Source organism: Hymenobacter jejuensis (assembly GCF_006337165.1).
Lineage (GTDB): Bacteria > Bacteroidota > Bacteroidia > Cytophagales > Hymenobacteraceae > Hymenobacter > Hymenobacter jejuensis.
This window is the reverse complement of record NZ_CP040896.1, coordinates 4,351,832-4,368,535: the sequence shown is the minus strand read 5'-3', so window position 1 is coordinate 4,368,535 and position 16,704 is coordinate 4,351,832. Positions and strand designations below refer to the sequence as shown.

Genomic DNA, 16,704 nt, shown 5'->3' with positions numbered 1-16,704 from the left:
CGGAACGCCCTTTTCCTGAATCGAGACCAGCGAAAATTCCCACCCAACGCTGATCCGACTCTGGCTGCTGAAGCTTAGTGTCGGAACAAAAGTTCGCGATACTTCACCAGCGGCCAGTCCTCATCGGCCACCATCAGCTCCAGCTTATCCACGGAGCGGCGAATGGTGTCGAAATGTCCTTTTACCGTGTCGCAGTACGCAATGGCACGCTCACGGGTGTCTTCAATTTTGTTGGCCACCTTGCGGCTGTTCACCATCTGATCTACCTCGGTTTTGATGGTAGCGATGTGGCGCGAAATGGCTTTAATGGTATCGATGGTCACTTGCGTGTGCTCGTCGTCGAGACCGAGTTCACGTAGGCCGCACACGTTGTTGATGAGCTTGGTTTGGTAAGCAACGGCCGTCGGGATGATGTGGTTGATGGCCAAATCGCCCATCGTGCGGCCTTCAATCTGAATTTTCTTGATGTATTCTTCCAGCAAGATGTCGTGGCGGGCGTGCAGCTCGACGTGCGAGAAAATGCGGTGACGCTCAAACAGATCGGCCGACTCCTGGCTCACCAACGCGTCCAGCGCCAACGGGGTAGTTGGGATGTTCGACAGACCGCGCGTGGCAGCCTCTGCTTTCCACTCGTCCGAATAGCCATTGCCTTCGAAACGAATATTTTTGGAGCTGATCACGTAGTCGCGCAGTACGTCTACGATGGCGACTTCCTTCTTTTTGCCTTGCTCGATGAGTTTGTCAACTGATTGCTTGAACTGCACCAGCTGCTCAGCCACAATCGTGTTGAGTGTGGTCATGGCCGAGGAGCAGTTGGCCGAGGAGCCCACGGCGCGGAACTCGAACTTGTTGCCCGTGAAGGCGAAGGGCGAGGTGCGGTTGCGGTCGGTGTTGTCGAGCAGGATGGCCGGGATCTTGTCGATGCCCAGCTTGAGGTAGATGTTGTCGCCCTTGTCCAGGGGCAGCTTGGCCGTGCGCTCCAGCTCGTCCAGGACCGAGTCCAGCATCGAGCCCACGAACACGCTCATGATGGCCGGCGGCGCTTCGTTGGCCCCCAGGCGGTGGTCGTTCGAGGCCGACGCGATGCTGGCCCGCAGCAAGTCGCCGTGCGTGTGTACCGCTTTAATTACGTTGACGAAGAACGCCAAGAATTGCAGGTTTTCCTTTGGCCGACGGCCGGGAGCCAATAGGTTGACGCCCGTGTCGGTGCTCATGGCCCAGTTGTTATGCTTGCCCGAACCGTTGACACCCGCAAACGGCTTCTCGTGCAAGAGCACTTTGAAGTTGTGGTGCTCCGCCGCGCGCTCCATGATGTCCATCAGGAGCTGGTTGTGGTCGACGGCCAGGTTGGCGTCTTCGAAAGTCGGGGCGCACTCAAACTGGTTGGGCGCCACTTCGTTGTGGCGCGTACGCAGCGGAATGCCGAGGCGGTTGGCCTCCTCTTCAAACTCCAGCATGAAACCATGTACGCGGCTCGGAATAGAGCCAAAGTAGTGATCCTCAAGCTGTTGTCCTTTAGCAGGAGCATGCCCAAACAGCGTGCGGCCGGTCATCACCAAATCGGGGCGGGCGTCGTAGAGGGCTTTGTCAACGAGGAAGTATTCCTGCTCGATGCCCAGCGTGGTGTGCACGCGCTGCACGTCTTTGTCGAAGTACTGGCACACGTCCACGGCAGACTTTTCCAAAGCAGCCAGCGACTTGAGCAGCGGCGCTTTGTAGTCGAGCGCTTCGCCGGTGTAAGCCACGAAAATCGTGGGAATGCACAGCGTTTTGGCGCCGGCCGTTTCGATGAGGAAAGCGGGCGAAGTCGGGTCCCAAGCCGTGTAGCCGCGGGCCTCGAAGGTGTTGCGGATGCCGCCGTTGGGGAACGACGAAGCGTCCGGCTCTTGCTGCACCAGCGCCGAACCTTTGAAGTTTTCAATCGGACGCCCGTCCGAGTTCAGATCGAAAAACGAGTCGTGCTTTTCAGCAGTCGCCCCCGTCAGTGGCTGGAACCAGTGCGTGTAGTGCGTGGCGCCTTTCGCCATAGCCCAGGTTTTCATGGCCGAAGCGACAGCGTCGGCTACGCTGCGCTCAACAGGCGCGCCTTGCTTAATAGCGGATTGCAGCTTTTTGAAATATTCCCCTGGCATCGTGGCTCGCATCGCATCGAGGTTGAACACGTTTTTGCCGAAACTATCGGAACGACGCTCACCGGAAGACACGATGGGTAGCGGCTGGCGCTGGTCCACAAGTTCAAGAGCTTTAAAGCGAAGAATTGCCATGCTGAGTTAAAAGTGACGGTTGCTTTGTATGTAAGCAAAGGTAGAGGGAGCTAATTCAATTTTCCAAACACCCTATAGATTTTAAGGGGTATTTTTCAAAAATCTACCACTTTAGCCACCAAATACCCTAAAATTAAGGGTACTTTCTCTACACATACCCATCGAAAGGACGTTCTTTCCCAATTTTCTTGAAAAGGGGCTTACACTTTGTCCATACCAATTAAAAGGGGACGCGCTCTGCTCCTGCCGCCAATCCGGACGGTTTCGCGCTACCTTTGCGGCGTGAGATCCCGTTTTGCATTTCAGCCGCGCTACTTCCTGTTCTGGCTGATCTATTTCGTAGCCGCCAAAGCGGTTTTTTTACTTTACCACCTTCCCAAAACGACGGCCCTCCCTTCAGGCACGGTGCCACGCATCTTTGGCTATGGCCTGCGGCTGGATGCTGCGAGCGCGGCGTATTTGTCGCTGCTACCGTTTCTGCTGTTTAGCCTGAGTAGCCTAGTAGGCGCCCGCTTTCCTACCGACCGTCTGTTGCGCTTTTACACCGCCGTAGCGGGAATTGTAGTGGCATTTTTTACCACTGCCGATCTGGAGTTGTACCGGGCCTGGGGCTTTCGCCTCGATGCCACGCCGCTGCAATACCTCGATACGCCCGGCGAAATGGCGGCTTCGGCCGGCAGCGCGCCAGTGGCGTTGCTGGTGGCCGTATTTGCGGGGCTGCTGCTAATGGGCTGGCTACTATACAAAGCGGCTGTTGGCCGATTGGTACCGCTTCCGGCGGATTTTGGCCGGGGCCGGGCAGCAGTAGTGGGCTTGTTGTATACGTTACTATTAGCAATACCTCTGCGCGGAGGCTTACAGCAAATACCTGTTAATCAGAGCGATGTATATTTCTCTGATCAGCCTTTTGCCAATCATGCGGCCATCAACGTGCCCTGGAATGTGGCCAACTCATTGTTTCTGCAGAATGCCGGCCCCAACCCCTACCACTTTATGGCCGACACCACGGCCCAGCGGCTGGTGCAGCAGCTCTACGCTTCGCCTGCGGATACAGCCGTTACCCGGCTGCTGCGCGTAAAGCGCCCCAACGTGCTCTTTATCATCCTGGAAAGCTTCACGGCTAAGCTGGTGGGCAGTACCGGCGGGGAAAAGAACGTTACGCCTACCCTCGATAGCCTGGCGCGCACCGGGGTGCTGTTTTCCAACATTTACGCCGCCGGCGACCGCAGTCAGAAGGGCCTCGTGGCGCTGCTCAGCGGTTACCCCAATCAGCCCACTACCAGCATTATCAAGTACCCGCGCAAAACGGAGCAGCTACCGCATCTGTGCCGCTCGCTCGAAGAGGCCGGGTATCATTCGCATTATTATTATGGCGGTGAGCTGGCGTTTGCCAACATGAAAAGCTACTTGGTAACGGCTGGCTACGAGCAGTTTACGGAGCGGGCCGATTTCAGCCGCGCCGAACAAAACTCAAAATGGGGTGCCCACGACCACATCCTGTTCGATCGCATGCTGCGCGATCTGCAAGGGCAGGCGCAGCCGTTTTTCGTGACGGCGTTTACGCTCAGCAGTCACGAGCCATTTGATATTCCGATTCCCCGCAAGTTTTCAGGCACGAGCGAAGCAGCGCTATTTCGCAACTCCGTATACTACACCGATTGGGCATTAGGTCGCTTTCTGCGGGTGGCGCGTACGCAGCCGTGGTGGGCCAATACGCTCGTGGTACTCGTCGCGGATCACGGCCACCCCCTACCAGGCAACGATTCCAACGAAAGCCCGACCAAATTTCACATTCCGCTGGTGCTGGCCGGCGCGGCGTTGCGACCCGAAGCGCGCGGGCGGGTCATTTCGGCCGTGGGCTCACAGACGGACGTAGCCGCCACCTTGCTCGCGCAGCTTGGGGTATCGGCAAAAAGCTACGTCTGGAGCCGCGATCTGCTACGGCCTGTGCCAAAGCCATTTGCCTTTTACAGCTTCACCGATGGCTTCGGCATGGTGACCCCACAAGGCGTGGTGACGTACGATAACGTAGCCAAGCGACCAATTACGCGCGGCCGCCAAGTGCCCGATCTGCAAGTCCGGCAAGGCCAGGCGTACGAGCAGACGTCCTTCGCTGATTTTTTGCGGAAGTAAAAGGTTGATGCGAAAACCTCAAAACCATTACTTTTTAAGCATTTGACAATCAAATACTTATATAAATGACTCAGCAGCTGCTTTTCGTCTATAACGCCGACTCCGGACTGGCGAACGGCTTGCTGGACACGTTTCACAAGATTCTCTCGCCCCGCACGTATCCCTGCTCTCTGTGCGGCATCACCTACGGCACCGTCGGCATGCGGACCGATTGGAAGCAGTATCTCCAGGCGTTACCCGTAAAAACGCAGTTTCTGCACCGCGATGAGTTTCTGAAGGCTTTTCCGCAGTTGCGGCATCACCCCCTGCCCGCAGTCTTCAGCCAAACATCGCCTCAAGACTGGGAGCTCTTCTTATCTAAAACCGAGCTTGACCAGCTAACCTTACCCAGCTTGATGCAGCGCGTAACCGAGCGCCTGCAACTGCCGGCGGCGTAATTTTCATACGCGCATTTTGGTAAAAGCCAAGGGATGCTTACGGTGCACTTGGTTTCCCCACTTTATCCGGCCGACTTGGAAACTTTTAAACTCCGTGAAGCTGTATCTTTGCGGTCTTGCTTATGGAAACCAAATCAGTTGCCTTTTACACCCTGGGCTGCAAGCTCAACTTCTCCGAAACGTCGGCTATTGGTCGGCAGTTTGAAGAGCGCGGCTTTCAAAAAGTAGCCTTCGAGGACGCAGCCGACATCTACGTCATCAATACCTGCTCCGTCACCGACCACGCCGATCGCAAATGCCGCAAAGTGGTGAAGGAAGCCCTGAAGCACAACCCCGAGGCTTTTGTGACCATTGTGGGCTGCTACGCTCAGCTAAAACCCCAGGATATTGCCGAGATTCCCGGTGTGCACGCCGTGTTGGGCGCCGCCGAGAAATTTCAGCTGGTCGATATTTTGGCCGGTTTTGAAAAACCCGAGAAAGGCCAGGTGTATGCCAGCCCCATCAGCGAAGCCACTGAGTTTCATCCGGCCCATTCCTTCGGCGACCGCACGCGCACGTTTCTCAAGGTGCAGGACGGCTGCGACTATTCATGCTCCTTCTGCACCATTCCGCTAGCCCGTGGCAAGAGCCGCTCGGGTAGCGTGGCGAGCGTAGTGGAACGGGTAGAGAAACTGGCCGAAACCGGCGTTAAGGAGATCGTGCTGACCGGCGTCAACCTCGGCGACTTTGGGCTACAGGGCCCGGAGCGCGAGCGGCTGGAAAACTTTTACGATCTGGTGCAGGCCCTGGACAATGTGGAAGGCATCAACCGCTTCCGCATCAGCAGTTGCGAACCCAACTTGCTCACCGACGATATTATTCGTTTTGTGGCACAGTCACGGCGCTTTATGCCGCACTTTCACATCCCGTTGCAGAGTGGTTCCGATAAGATTCTGGGTTTGATGCGCCGCCGCTATCGCCGTGCTCTGTACGCCGAGCGCGTTGCGCTGATCAAGGAAGTGATGCCCCACGCCTGCATCGGGGTCGATGTGATCGTGGGCTTCCCTGGCGAAACAGAAGAGGATTTCCTGGAAACCTATCGTTTTCTCAACGATTTGGATATCAGTTATTTACACGTATTTCCTTATTCTGAGCGGAGCAATACGCTGGCGCCTACCCTGCCCGGCCGCGTACACGACGGCGAGCGCCATCGCCGTACCACCATGCTGCGTTCGCTTTCAGAAAAGAAAAAGCGCTATTTCTACGAGCAGCACGCGGGCCTCGAAACAGAAGTGTTGTTCGAAGACGATGTAACAAATGGTCAAATGGAAGGCTTCACGCCCAACTACATCCGCGTAGCCGCCAAATACGATCCGCTGTTGGTAGGCGAGTTGAAGCGCCTACGCCTCACCTCCGTGAACCCCCAGAACCTTATGGAAGCGGAGGAAATGGGCGTGGAAGTATTTCAGCACTAGGCAGTTACTAAACTAAGCAACCGTATACCCAAAAGGGCTCACTGCATGTACAGTGGGCCCTTTTGGGTATATTCCAACATCATTCTTGCTTAATTCGGTTACTTAGAAAGCTGACGCTGCATGAGGTCCAGCATTTGTTGCATCAACCGCTGCTGATCCAAGAGGTGCTGATTGCGCATCTCGGCCAAAGCCAGTTGATGTGAAAGCTGCTGAGCATATAGCGCTGCTTGCAAGCTGGTGTCGGCCCCAGGGACAGGTGCCGGAGCACTTGCAATTGGTAAAGTGGGTGCTGTTGTGCTACGCTGAGCGTCTGAAAGATCTGGCGCTGTACTGGGTGTAGGTGGCGTAGCATTTATTGTCGCCGAAACCGGAAGTGCAGCTTCCGGTTTCGGTATCTCACGATTTTCTATAGTCGTGGGCACACTTTGTTCTTGCTGTGGTAGTAGTGTCAAAGGCCTATTAATGGCTGTGGGCAGATTCTTTGCTTCTGCATCATTTGGATAATTATTCAAATGATCAATATACGGTTCGCCTACCCCAAGCAACAACCAATCCTTAGAAACATTTGGATAAACTGTGAACAAAACTTCCAGCAGATCAAATCCTGGCTTATTTCGCCCATCAATGAGGTGCTGAATGACCGTTGCAGTGCGTCCTAGTGATTTTGCAAAAGCGTTCTTTGAGATTCCAAGATCCTGAACCAAAATGGCAAAGCGATCAGCTACTGTAGCAGGCATAATTACCTAATGTTTAATTTCAAATGTTTTATATGCAAATGTATACTATTATCATGATTTTTAGGGTAATGAAATTCCTATGCTAAATCATTTATAGGCAAAGGGCCTGCTTAAATTTCCTCGTTGGGATAAAACGATCTTGTAAATCGAACAGGGAAAACAAGACAATGAATTCTGAGAGCGAGCAACTGCAAGTCTGCATCAAATTCGAGGCGGAATACTTCCCTACCCCGGTTTGGCTAAAAATTGGCATTTTAGAAAGTGTCAGGCAGGGAAATATGCCTATTCATGGTCTTCGAATGCAACCGGAGGGAGAAACACCCGCTGGTATATCTGGGCGGGCGAGGAGTTTTCAACTCGGGAAGACTTTTTTGCTCCTCTGCACATTGCGCACATTTCGGAGTGGAGCCCACTGGTATTAAGGTATCTGGGCTTGCCTCCCGGCTGGCGATTTTTGATTGCGCCAGGCTACGAGGATGTCTGGCAGGACACGATGCTGCTTAACTTAGAGTAGCTTTTAGTCCGGTTCTTCGGAAGGCAAACACCGGAGTGCTGACGGCAAATGCTCTGACTCTGCTCCGTTGGAGTGGCTGTAGAAAGCGGCGCTAAAGTGATGCGATCCTTAACCAACCGCGTCGTTGCGCCCATCTGTCATCCTGAGCTGTGCGAAGGACCTTGTCCCGTTGTATGACCGACCGACGCCCCTTTTTTTAAGCGGGAGAAGATCCTTCGCACAACTCGGGATGACAGACGAAAAGGGTTGTAAAGACGCATAATGCTGCGGCGCGACCGGACGAACCCATTGTTCCAAACGTTCATCGACACTCTTGGATGCCAGTACGTGGTAGAGATGCAATACTGGCGGCGTGTGTACGAACAACAGAAATATGCTCCTACAGCAGCATAAATGACGAGGCGTATGCACGCGTCTTTAGACGCCTCCCCTTTACTCAACTCAAGCGTTACTCGTAGCGCAGCGATTCGATTGGGTCAAGTTGGGCGGCTTTACTGGCTGGATAATACCCAGACGCCAAGCCCACGGACACGCAGATGATCAAGCCCAGCGACATCCAAAGCCACGGCACATAAAAGCTGCTGCTGCCCACAAACAGCGACACGCTGTTGCCAATACCTACCCCTAGCATTATGCCGAGTAGGCCGCCCAACACGCAGATCACGATGGCTTCGATCAGAAACTGCTGCCGGATTTGCACCGACGTTGCGCCCAGTGCCTTCCGGATTCCGATCTCACGGGTGCGCTCCGTTACCGATACCAGCATGATGTTCATTAGGGCGATGCTGGCACCAAGCAGCGTGATGAACGCAATCAAGCCGCCACCGAGCTTGAAATTCCCCGACAGCGAATCGAGCTTCGAAGAGAGCGAGTCGCTGCTTTCCACTTCGAAGGAGTCTTCCTGGCCCAGCACATCGTGGCGCACGGCGCGCATGATGCCCGTTGCCTGGCCCATCACAAAAGTCATGTTTTCCGGCTTGCTGACGGCCGTCTTGATATCAAAGGTGAGGGCCCGCTGCCGAGGCATCTGGTTGCCGGTTTCCAACGGAATCAGAATCAGCCGATCGGCCCCGCCGCCTCCCATGGTGCTACCGCTTTTTTCAAGCAGTCCTACCACTTGAAAACGCCGACCCAATAAGTAGATGTATTTATCAACGGGGTCGAGGCCGGGAAACAGCTTGTCCTTAATCTCGCTCCCGACAATGGCTACGTTGGCGCCGTTGTCCAGTTCTGCCGGCGAAAACGCGCGCCCCGACGACAGGTTGTAGTTCTGGATACGCAGGTAGTTCTCGTCGCCGGCCACTACGCTCATATTTGGGTTGGTTTTCTTCTCGTTGGCCTTTACCTCCACGGCCCCCGAAATAAAGGCTGACAGGCCTACTTCGGCCTCGTCGCCGAGCTGCCGCTTGTATTGTTTGGCCTGCAAATACGTGATTGCCGGATACACTTTCCCCCGTACCCCGCCTCTTCGGAACTGGTTGGTATACCCTTTGGCCTTCATTTCGAAGGAGTTAGCGCCGAGGCTGGCAAACGTCTCGTTGAGCGTGTACTTCATCGCGTCAATGGCCGTCAGGATGCCCACCAGCGCCGTGATGCCGAGGGCGATGATCAGGCCCGTGAGCACGGTACGCAGTAGGTTGCTTTTGATGGAACGGAAAGCCTCCTTAATGTTTTCTAGCAAGTGCATGGCGGGGGGTGGCAGCGCTCTACCGTTGGCAAGACGCTGGGCCGGGCAAATCACCTCGTTAGCAACAGCGACTAATGACGCAAGGTAGCCGGTTTCCCGAAAACTCCCGTGCTGTTTCGCTACATTTGTTTAGCCCGCTTACGCAGCTTCGCAAGAGCAGGAATTGCCTACTCACTTTGTCTCTGCCGGCTCCGATTTATTCACTTTCAATTGCAGAATCTGATGGCCCCGAAGCGACTTCTGCTTTTCCTTTTGCTGCTCGCCGCCTGCTTCGGTGCGCCCGCAGCAGCTTTCGCCAACCACGTTCTCATTCCGATGGATGAGACGCAAAAAGAAAGCCTCAAAGCCTACGGCATTGCTTACTGGCTGTTGGGCAAACAGGTCGAAGTCGACTGGCTGTTGAATTACCGGGGCGGTTCTTTCGCCTTTGAGGTGGTGTCGGGGGCCGAAAATGAGTTGGCCGTGCGCGGCGTCACGTACCAAGTAATATCGGAAGCGCAGTACGGCGCCATTCTGGCGGAAATCGCGGACCCAAATGCCAACATGGACGTGATGAAGTTGGAGAAAGTGCCCAAAATTGCGGTGTACACGCCCAAAGGCAAGCAGCCCTGGGACGACGCCGTGACGATGGTGCTGACGTATGCCGAGATCCCGTACACCCAAATCTACGACGACGAAGTGCTGCGCGGCGACCTTCCTAAGTACGACTGGCTGCATTTGCACCACGAGGATTTTACGGGCGAATACGGCAAGTTTTACGCCTCCTACCGCAATCGTCCGTGGTACCAGCAGCAGCAGCGCGATGCCGAAGCCGCCGCCAAGCGCAACGGCTTTACGAAGGTGTCGCAGATGAAAGGCGCCGTGACTGTGAAGATGCAGGAGTTCATCGCAGGCGGCGGCTTTATGTTTGCAATGTGCTCAGCAACAGACAGTTATGATATAGCTTTGGCCGGCTTAGGCGTGGACATGGTGGAGAGCATGTACGACGGCGACCCTTCCGACCCACAGGCGCAGCAGAAGCTGAATTTCAACCGCACGCTGGCGTTTAAGGATTTTTTGCTCGTGCGCGACCCCTATCAGTACGAGTATTCCAACATCGACATGCAGCCTTACGAGCGCGGCGTGTACGAGGAAAACGATTATTTCCAGCTCTTTACGTTCTCGGCCAAGTACGATCCGGTGCCTACTATGCTGACCCAGAACCACGAGAAGACGATCAAAGGCTTTATGGGGCAGACCACTGCCTTCCGCAAGAGCCTGATCAAGCCCGATGTGGTAATTATGGGCGACAACAAAGCGTCCGGTGAGGTGCGCTACATGCACGGCACCCTGGGCAAAGGCACTTGGACGTTCTACGGCGGCCACGACCCGGAAGACTACCAGCACTTGGTGGAAGAAGAACCAACGGACTTGTCGCTACACCCCAACTCACCTGGTTATCGATTGATACTCAACAACATACTCTTTCCGGCTGCTAAAAAGAAGAAGCAAAAAACCTAGCCGATTCGGCGCATTTAGCAGCTAAATGCCCCAACACTTCGTTATAAGCCGTCAGCAGTTGTTGCTGGCGGCTTTTTTTATGCTCTGGCGCATCATTCCGGAGCCTGCCATCGTTACTAACGAGCTGCCGAGCTATGCTGGTTTCGCGCTCCGATTCGCCCAAAAACACAACCCTCAGCAGGTGGTTTGTACAACAGACGGCTCATTTGGGCGTAAGTAGGTACGCAACCGTCGGTACGTAGTTACTGCCTCCAACACTTATTGCAACTCCTTGTCTTAAAGTACCTTGCATGGATCTCGATCATTCCAATTACGGCTTATCGGTCAGCAAAGAGGAAGAAAACCTCATTGAGGAAGAAGTCAATCCGCTGCCCCGGGCGGTTCTCCGCCTTAACAACCACATTTTGCTGGATGGCGAGTGGCGTTTTGCTATCGACACCGACGACAGCGGGCTACGCGAAGGCTGGTACTTAGGCCATGACTATGAGCACGTTGCGCAGTGGCCGGGCTCCGTAGAAGACCACATGGCCGAAGCCAAAGGCGGTCCCCGCTGGCAAGACCAAGTGGTGGTCTGGTACGAGCGCGAGTTCAACCTACCCGAACGCGACGAGCCCCAGGCCTGTTCGATGCTTCAGATCACGTTCGGAGCCTGTGGCTACGAAACCCGCGTCTGGCTTAACGGGCACTTACTCAGCACGATAGAGGGCGAGGAAGTGCATTACGGAGAGTATACTTCTTTCTCCTATGAGCTTCCAGAAGAGTACCTGCATTTAGGCAACCGCCTCACGGTGCGCATTGCCGACACAATGGATGCGGAAACGCCGCGTGGCAAACAGGAGTCGCACGTGTACAAACGCGGCGGCATCTGGTACCAAACTTATACCGGCGCCACACGCAGCGTATGGTTAGAAATGGTGGAGCGCAACCGCTTGCGTTCGCGCGTGGGCGTGGTGAGCGTGGTGGAAGACCAACTCGTGCGTTTCAACCTTACCATGCGCATTCACGATCCGGGGGCTTACACCATCCGATTGCAAGTATTTGACCGCGAGCCTCTTACCAAGGAACCCCTGGTAACCTCCGACTTTCCGATGCGCCTGGAGGCCGGCCAGACCTACCAGCGCGTGGTGATAGAATTGCCGGGAGCCCGGCTGTGGTCGCCGGACGCGCCCAATCTGTATCGTCTTGTTGCTCAATTAATTGACTCCGAAGGCTACGCAGCTCAGATCGAAGCCAACTTTGGACTGCGCAAAATTGAATCGCGGGGGCGCTACGTGTACCTCAACAACAAGCCGACCTACCTCGACGGCATTCTGTACCAGCCTGGCACCGCCACTTACGAGGAGATGCGCCGGCATATGTACGCCATGAAAAAGCTGGGTTGCAACCTCGTACGCGTCCACATTGCCGGCATCGACCCGCGCATATACAATCTCGCCGATGAGCTGGGCCTGCTGCTGTGGGTAGAAGTGCCGAGTCCGCACAGCTCGACTCCGCGCAGCCGCGAAAATCACCGGGCCGAGTTGCTACGCATGGTCGACCTGATCGAAACGCACCCGTCGGTGGTATGCTGGAGCCTCTACAACGAAGACTGGGGCGCCCAGGACATTGCTACCAATCCCGAAACCCGCAAGTATATCGTTGATACTTACCACTATATGCAGATTCGGTATCCGCAATTTTTGGTAATCGACAACGACGGCTGGCACCACATTTCTTACGAAGGCCGCCTAAAATCCGACCTGCTGACGGCCCATCTCTACACACCCGACTTAGACAGGTGGCGGGAACTACTGGATCGGTTGGTGGCTGGCGAGATGGAAGGCACCGCCGCGTTCCCGCTGGTGGTGGGCGACCCGTTCTTCTACCGCAAGCAAGTGCCCCTGGTGGTAAGCGAATGGGGGGGCTTCGGCTTCCCCGACTACGGCGGGCCGCTGGATTCGGAAGCGCGTACCGAACGCATTCGCAGCTTCAAGCAAGAATTGCGGCGGCGCCCCATCGCCGGGGATGTTTACACGCAAGCAACTAATATTGAGGACGAACGCAACGGTCTGATGAACGCGCAGACCGGCGAACTATGGGTACCGGAAGGGTTACTTGCCTCGCACAAGGAGAAGGAGCTCGAAGCGCCCGCCCCCAAAATCGGATGAAGCTCACCGAGCTTTTTTGAATAAATGCGCGCTCTCAAACGCGTGTCAGGGCTTTTTTCTGGCTCTGACACGCGTAGGTTTGTGCGATAAACACTATTGCGAAGCGATTCTAGTGCATCCGGTCGTCGCGTACGGGCAAGTTCGTTACAATTTCCCCCTCAATTTTTAGCAGTTCCTGCAACCGAGCCTCAACCTCTTTCGGGTCGCAATATTCCTTGGCTAAATCAACGTACGCGACGAAGTGGCCGGCTTCGGAAACCATGAGTTCGTAGTAAAATTTGCTGAGGTCGGGGTCAGGAATGTGCTTCCAGAGGAGCTTGAACCGCTCGCAGCTACGGGCTTCTATCAGAGCACTTACCAGCAGCTGATCCATGAGCTGGCGTTCGCGGGCGCCACCCTTCCGGACGTGCGTCATGAGCTGCACTACATACTCATCGCGACGCTGCCGGCCGAGGGCAAAACCACGCTTGCGCAGCTCCTGCAACACCCGCTCGAAATGAGCCCATTCCTCAGCTACTAAATCGGTTAGCTCGTCTACCAGCCTAGCTTTCTCGGGGTACTTGACAATCAGGGAGATACCTGTGCTGGCCGCTTTCTGCTCACAGTACGCGTGATCGACCAGGATGTCTTCGATGTTCTTGCTAGCAATGTCTACCCAGCGTGGGTCGGTGTTGAGCCTGAGCTTGAGAATGGTCTTTTCTTTTGGCTCAGAAGGCGTGAATTCAGCCATAAAGTAAAACGTAAAAGGTATTGCGGTAACGCTTTATCCACCAATGAATTAACCAAGCAAATCAGTTGAAAAACTGCCACCGCAGACCCAATTGAAAGCGCCGGGGCAGGCTGGTGTAGTAAGGCGAAGCAAAGTACCCGTTGCGGTACAATCCTTGGTTAACGTAAGCCATTTTCAGGAAAATAGCGACCGTTTTGATATCCGCATTCAGGAACACATCAACCACGGGATAGTTGCGGATGGTGAAGTTGTCCTGCACGTAAAATTGCTGCGTGCTGGGGCTGTAACCATAGGCTCGGAAGCGCGATTGGTAATACACTTCCGCACCGACCTGCCCGAACAAGGCCTTCTTGAACACGTCGCCTTGGTAATACACTTTGCCGTTGGCCACCAGCGCCGGAATGTGCAAGCCCGCGCCGTCGCCGCCCAATGTGTACGTGGCCTCGTTGCCGGAGAAAAAGCTGCCGAACTGCGCGCGGTGGCGGGCCGATACGATAATCAACTGTTTGGCATCGCTCAGTTGCGCGGGCCGGGCGGAAGCATCGTAATAAACCAAGTTGGTGAGGTTGACTACGGCTCCGGAAGCCTGCAACCGCTGGTGACCCAGCGTTTGATCCACGCGCACAGTGAGCTGGTTTACCTGCGTTTGGCTGAAGTTGTTATTCCAGAGATAGTGATTGCCGATGAACTGCTGCTGGGTCAGCGTCGGCGAGTACGAACTACTGAATATTTCGCCGGTCAAAGGCCCGAGCTTGGCGGCGGCTCTCACCCAGTATTCTTTGAAAAACCGGTATTCGCCTGCCGTTTCAATAGCGAAAATCTTGTAGCGAAAAGCGGCCGTACCCCCCACAAACAGTTGCCCCGGAACTTTCTGAATGGCAGAATCCGGCTGCGTCACCCTCGTGAGTACACCGGGGTTTCCGATCAGGCTTTGGGTATCCAGGCTGCCTTTCCGATGCCGCCCATAGATGCGGTACTCGACCGTTTCGGTGCGCCCCAGCACGCCCACGGTGTTTTCGATCTGCCGGTATTGCACGCGGTCGTCGGTGGCCGTAATGCTGCGCCGTGCTTCGGGGTAATACAGCACCTCGCCGTTGCTGGTCGGCAGTTGCGTATCGGTGTATTTGTTGAGCTGGCGGCTTAGGTCCAACACATGGAACGCGGTAAGCCCCTTGCCCAACAGGCGATAGGTTTGGGCAACGTGCACTTGGTCGCGGTCTTCGTTGTTGGCAGCCTTGGTTAGCCACACCGTTCGTCGGTCCTCGTTGCCAAACAGGTCGCCCCGGCCCAGCGTGTCGGTCGCCAGCGGCCGAATTCCACCCTGCTCCACGGATTTGTGGCGGGACGTATTCAGGTTGGCCAATACGTGATAGCGCTCATCCTCCGTCTGATAGCGCATAAATAGCAGCACATTGGAGTGATCCGTGAGGCCTTCGCGGGGGTTGGCAGTGTAGAGCTTGTTGGCAGAAAACCGTTCGTAGGCGAAACCTACGCTCGCCGTTTTTTTGATGCTACGGCTAAACGAGAGCTCAAAAACTGATTCGGGGGTGCCCTGCACGTACCGCAGAAACGCGTACGGCGAGCGGGTATCATAATACGGAATGGTAGCCGAGTTGCGCACGTAGCGGTCGAATACGTTGCGGCCCAGCCGGGCGCCCAGCTGCGTGTTAGGTGCCCACAGCAGCTGCCGCGACGCGGTTCCTAATTCGCCCAGATCCTGCTGATAAGTACTGTCGTGCGCCCAAAACCGTGCTTGCTGTATGTCAGTAAGCGTAGTATCGACCATGCGGCCCTCGGTTTTTTCGCGCAGCACGTCGGCTTCGCGGATTATGAAGGTAGTTTTGGGGCCGTAGATAGTTTTGGTTGTGTCGTCAACTATCTGTGCCTTAGCATGTTGAGGCAGCAGCAAACAAGCCAGCAGCAACGAGAGCCACAGCACTGCAGCGCTGCCAGAAGCGGCTGCACGACGAAAAAAAGACAAGAAGGGCGAAGTCAGAAGCAGGTCAGACAACAGCTTGGGGCTGAAATAATGGCGTGAGCAGTTCCTGCAAACGGGCGGCCCCATCGGCCAGAAACTGTACTTCAATCGGAATATAAAAAACGGGCAACGGCGTCACCACGGCTTGCAAGGTAGGGTCAAGAAGGCGAGTAGCGTCTTTTTGCGTGGTAAAAACGCTCTGGCCGGGTTGTAATTGTCTGGCCACGTCTGTAATCTCCGCAGCCGAAAAAGCATGGTGGTCAGGAAAGGCCGCGTGGTGCACGATCGTGTAACCGGCTCCGAGCAGATGCTCCCGCAACGGGCCAGGCTGCGCGATGCCCGTGAGCAGCACGATTTCGGGGCCAGCGGGCGGCGCGGCAGCCTTGTTTACAGGCACGGGCTCGCCGTATACGTAGGTTGAAAATAGTACCGGCGTATGCGGGCGGGCGTAGCGCCGAATGGCGCGGGTAATTTCCTGCCGTCGGATTTCGCCCAACGACGGCTCGCACTTCGTCACCACAATCACATTGGCCCGCCGCGCGCCCCTACGGCTTTCGCGCAGTCGCCCAGCAGGCAACACAAAGTCCTGATAGAAAGGCCGTTGCTGTTCAGTCAGGAGGATGTTTAGCGCTGGTCGTACCCGCCGATGCTGGTAGGCATCGTCCAAGACAATTGCCGTTATATTTAATTGATTATCAAGTATTTGCACAATACCCTCTCCCCGATTCTCAGCGACTGCTACCGGCACGGCACCCCGAAAATCCTGAAAATGCTGGAGCGGCTCGTCGCCGATGGAAGCAGCGGTGGCCGTTGCGTCGGCGAGCTGAAAGCCTCGCGTCCGGCGCCCGTACCCCCGGCTCACGATGGCCGGTCTTTCGCCGCGGGCCAGCAATTGGGCAACGAGCCACGCCACATGCGGCGTCTTGCCCGTGCCGCCAACTCGCAGATTACCAATGCTGATCACCGGCACGGCAAAGGCAGCGACAGGCTTCACACCGGCGTCGTAGAGCCAATTGCGCACGGCCAGCACTCCGGCATACAGCCACGCAAAAGGCAACAGCAGAAAGGCGAGCGGATGGGGCATGCGATGGTAGGAAGGGAAGCAAAAATACGCGGAATTTCC

General features: G+C 55.6%; 11 protein-coding genes and 1 pseudogene. 6 read left to right on the top strand and 6 right to left on the bottom strand.

Features of this window, described 5'->3' with window-relative positions:
* Positions 1 to 74: 74 nt before the first annotated feature.
* Positions 75 to 2,264, bottom strand: a complete 2,190-nt coding sequence (locus FHG12_RS17930; RefSeq protein WP_139517033.1) for a glutamine synthetase III family protein — start codon at positions 2,262 to 2,264, stop codon at positions 75 to 77.
* 282 nt (positions 2,265 to 2,546) lie between these two features.
* Between FHG12_RS17930 and FHG12_RS17925 the strand changes: the two genes are divergently transcribed.
* From FHG12_RS17925 to mtaB, 3 genes are all read left to right on the top strand, one after another.
* A complete protein-coding gene (locus FHG12_RS17925; protein WP_139517032.1) occupies positions 2,547 to 4,397 on the top strand; it encodes an LTA synthase family protein in 1,851 nt (616 codons plus the stop codon).
* 65 nt (positions 4,398 to 4,462) lie between these two features.
* Positions 4,463 to 4,834, top strand: a complete 372-nt coding sequence (locus tag FHG12_RS17920; protein ID WP_139517031.1) for a hypothetical protein — start codon at positions 4,463 to 4,465, stop codon at positions 4,832 to 4,834.
* A gap of 122 nt (positions 4,835 to 4,956) precedes the next feature.
* Positions 4,957 to 6,288 (top strand): tRNA (N(6)-L-threonylcarbamoyladenosine(37)-C(2))-methylthiotransferase MtaB, encoded by a 1,332-nt coding sequence (gene mtaB / locus FHG12_RS17915; protein WP_139517030.1) that lies wholly within the window; start codon positions 4,957 to 4,959, stop codon positions 6,286 to 6,288.
* 98 nt (positions 6,289 to 6,386) lie between these two features.
* Here mtaB and FHG12_RS17910 read toward each other — a convergent pair whose 3' ends face one another.
* Positions 6,387 to 7,025, bottom strand: a complete 639-nt coding sequence (locus FHG12_RS17910) for a hypothetical protein (RefSeq protein WP_139517029.1) — start codon at positions 7,023 to 7,025, stop codon at positions 6,387 to 6,389.
* Positions 7,026 to 7,192: 167 nt separating this feature from the next.
* Between FHG12_RS17910 and FHG12_RS21440 the strand changes: the two are divergent.
* Positions 7,193 to 7,539, top strand: a pseudogene (locus FHG12_RS21440) (immunity protein Imm33 domain-containing protein).
* A gap of 448 nt (positions 7,540 to 7,987) precedes the next feature.
* Here FHG12_RS21440 and FHG12_RS17900 read toward each other — a convergent pair.
* On the bottom strand, positions 7,988 to 9,226 hold the full coding sequence (locus FHG12_RS17900) for an ABC transporter permease (protein ID WP_139517028.1): 1,239 nt from the start codon (positions 9,224 to 9,226) through the stop codon (positions 7,988 to 7,990).
* Positions 9,227 to 9,448: 222 nt separating this feature from the next.
* Between FHG12_RS17900 and FHG12_RS17895 the strand changes: the two genes are divergently transcribed.
* Positions 9,449 to 10,726, top strand: coding sequence for an asparagine synthetase B (locus FHG12_RS17895; RefSeq protein ID WP_139517027.1), 1,278 nt, complete (start codon positions 9,449 to 9,451; stop codon positions 10,724 to 10,726).
* A gap of 290 nt (positions 10,727 to 11,016) precedes the next feature.
* Positions 11,017 to 12,873 (top strand): glycoside hydrolase family 2 protein, encoded by a 1,857-nt coding sequence (locus FHG12_RS17890; RefSeq protein WP_139517026.1) that lies wholly within the window; start codon positions 11,017 to 11,019, stop codon positions 12,871 to 12,873.
* Between the two features lie 109 nt (positions 12,874 to 12,982).
* Here FHG12_RS17890 and miaE read toward each other — a convergent pair whose 3' ends face one another.
* The 3 genes from miaE to lpxK form a co-directional block, all read right to left on the bottom strand.
* Complete coding sequence (gene miaE, locus FHG12_RS17885; RefSeq protein WP_139517025.1) at positions 12,983 to 13,603, bottom strand: tRNA-(ms[2]io[6]A)-hydroxylase; 621 nt, start codon at positions 13,601 to 13,603, stop codon at positions 12,983 to 12,985.
* Positions 13,604 to 13,664: 61 nt separating this feature from the next.
* Positions 13,665 to 15,614, bottom strand: coding sequence for a putative porin (locus FHG12_RS17880; RefSeq protein ID WP_165699445.1), 1,950 nt, complete (start codon positions 15,612 to 15,614; stop codon positions 13,665 to 13,667).
* On the bottom strand, positions 15,607 to 16,665 hold the full coding sequence (lpxK, locus tag FHG12_RS17875) for a tetraacyldisaccharide 4'-kinase (RefSeq protein ID WP_139517023.1): 1,059 nt from the start codon (positions 16,663 to 16,665) through the stop codon (positions 15,607 to 15,609). The genes FHG12_RS17880 and lpxK overlap by 8 nt, the downstream gene beginning before the upstream one ends.
* Between the last annotated feature and the right edge of the window lie 39 nt (positions 16,666 to 16,704).

Excerpts from the sequence above, each read along its gene's own strand:
- FHG12_RS17930 (WP_139517033.1), bottom strand. The coding sequence starts at position 2,264 with ATGGCAATTCTTCGCTTTAAAGCTCTTGAACTTGTGGACCAGCGCCAG.
- FHG12_RS17920 (WP_139517031.1), top strand. The coding sequence starts at position 4,463 with ATGACTCAGCAGCTGCTTTTCGTCTATAACGCCGACTCCGGACTGGCG.
- mtaB (WP_139517030.1), top strand. The coding sequence starts at position 4,957 with ATGGAAACCAAATCAGTTGCCTTTTACACCCTGGGCTGCAAGCTCAAC.
- FHG12_RS17910 (WP_139517029.1), bottom strand. The coding sequence starts at position 7,025 with ATGCCTGCTACAGTAGCTGATCGCTTTGCCATTTTGGTTCAGGATCTT.
- FHG12_RS17900 (WP_139517028.1), bottom strand. The coding sequence starts at position 9,226 with ATGCACTTGCTAGAAAACATTAAGGAGGCTTTCCGTTCCATCAAAAGC.
- FHG12_RS17895 (WP_139517027.1), top strand. The coding sequence starts at position 9,449 with ATGGCCCCGAAGCGACTTCTGCTTTTCCTTTTGCTGCTCGCCGCCTGC.
- FHG12_RS17890 (WP_139517026.1), top strand. The coding sequence starts at position 11,017 with ATGGATCTCGATCATTCCAATTACGGCTTATCGGTCAGCAAAGAGGAA.
- miaE (WP_139517025.1), bottom strand. The coding sequence starts at position 13,603 with ATGGCTGAATTCACGCCTTCTGAGCCAAAAGAAAAGACCATTCTCAAG.
- lpxK (WP_139517023.1), bottom strand. The coding sequence starts at position 16,665 with ATGCCCCATCCGCTCGCCTTTCTGCTGTTGCCTTTTGCGTGGCTGTAT.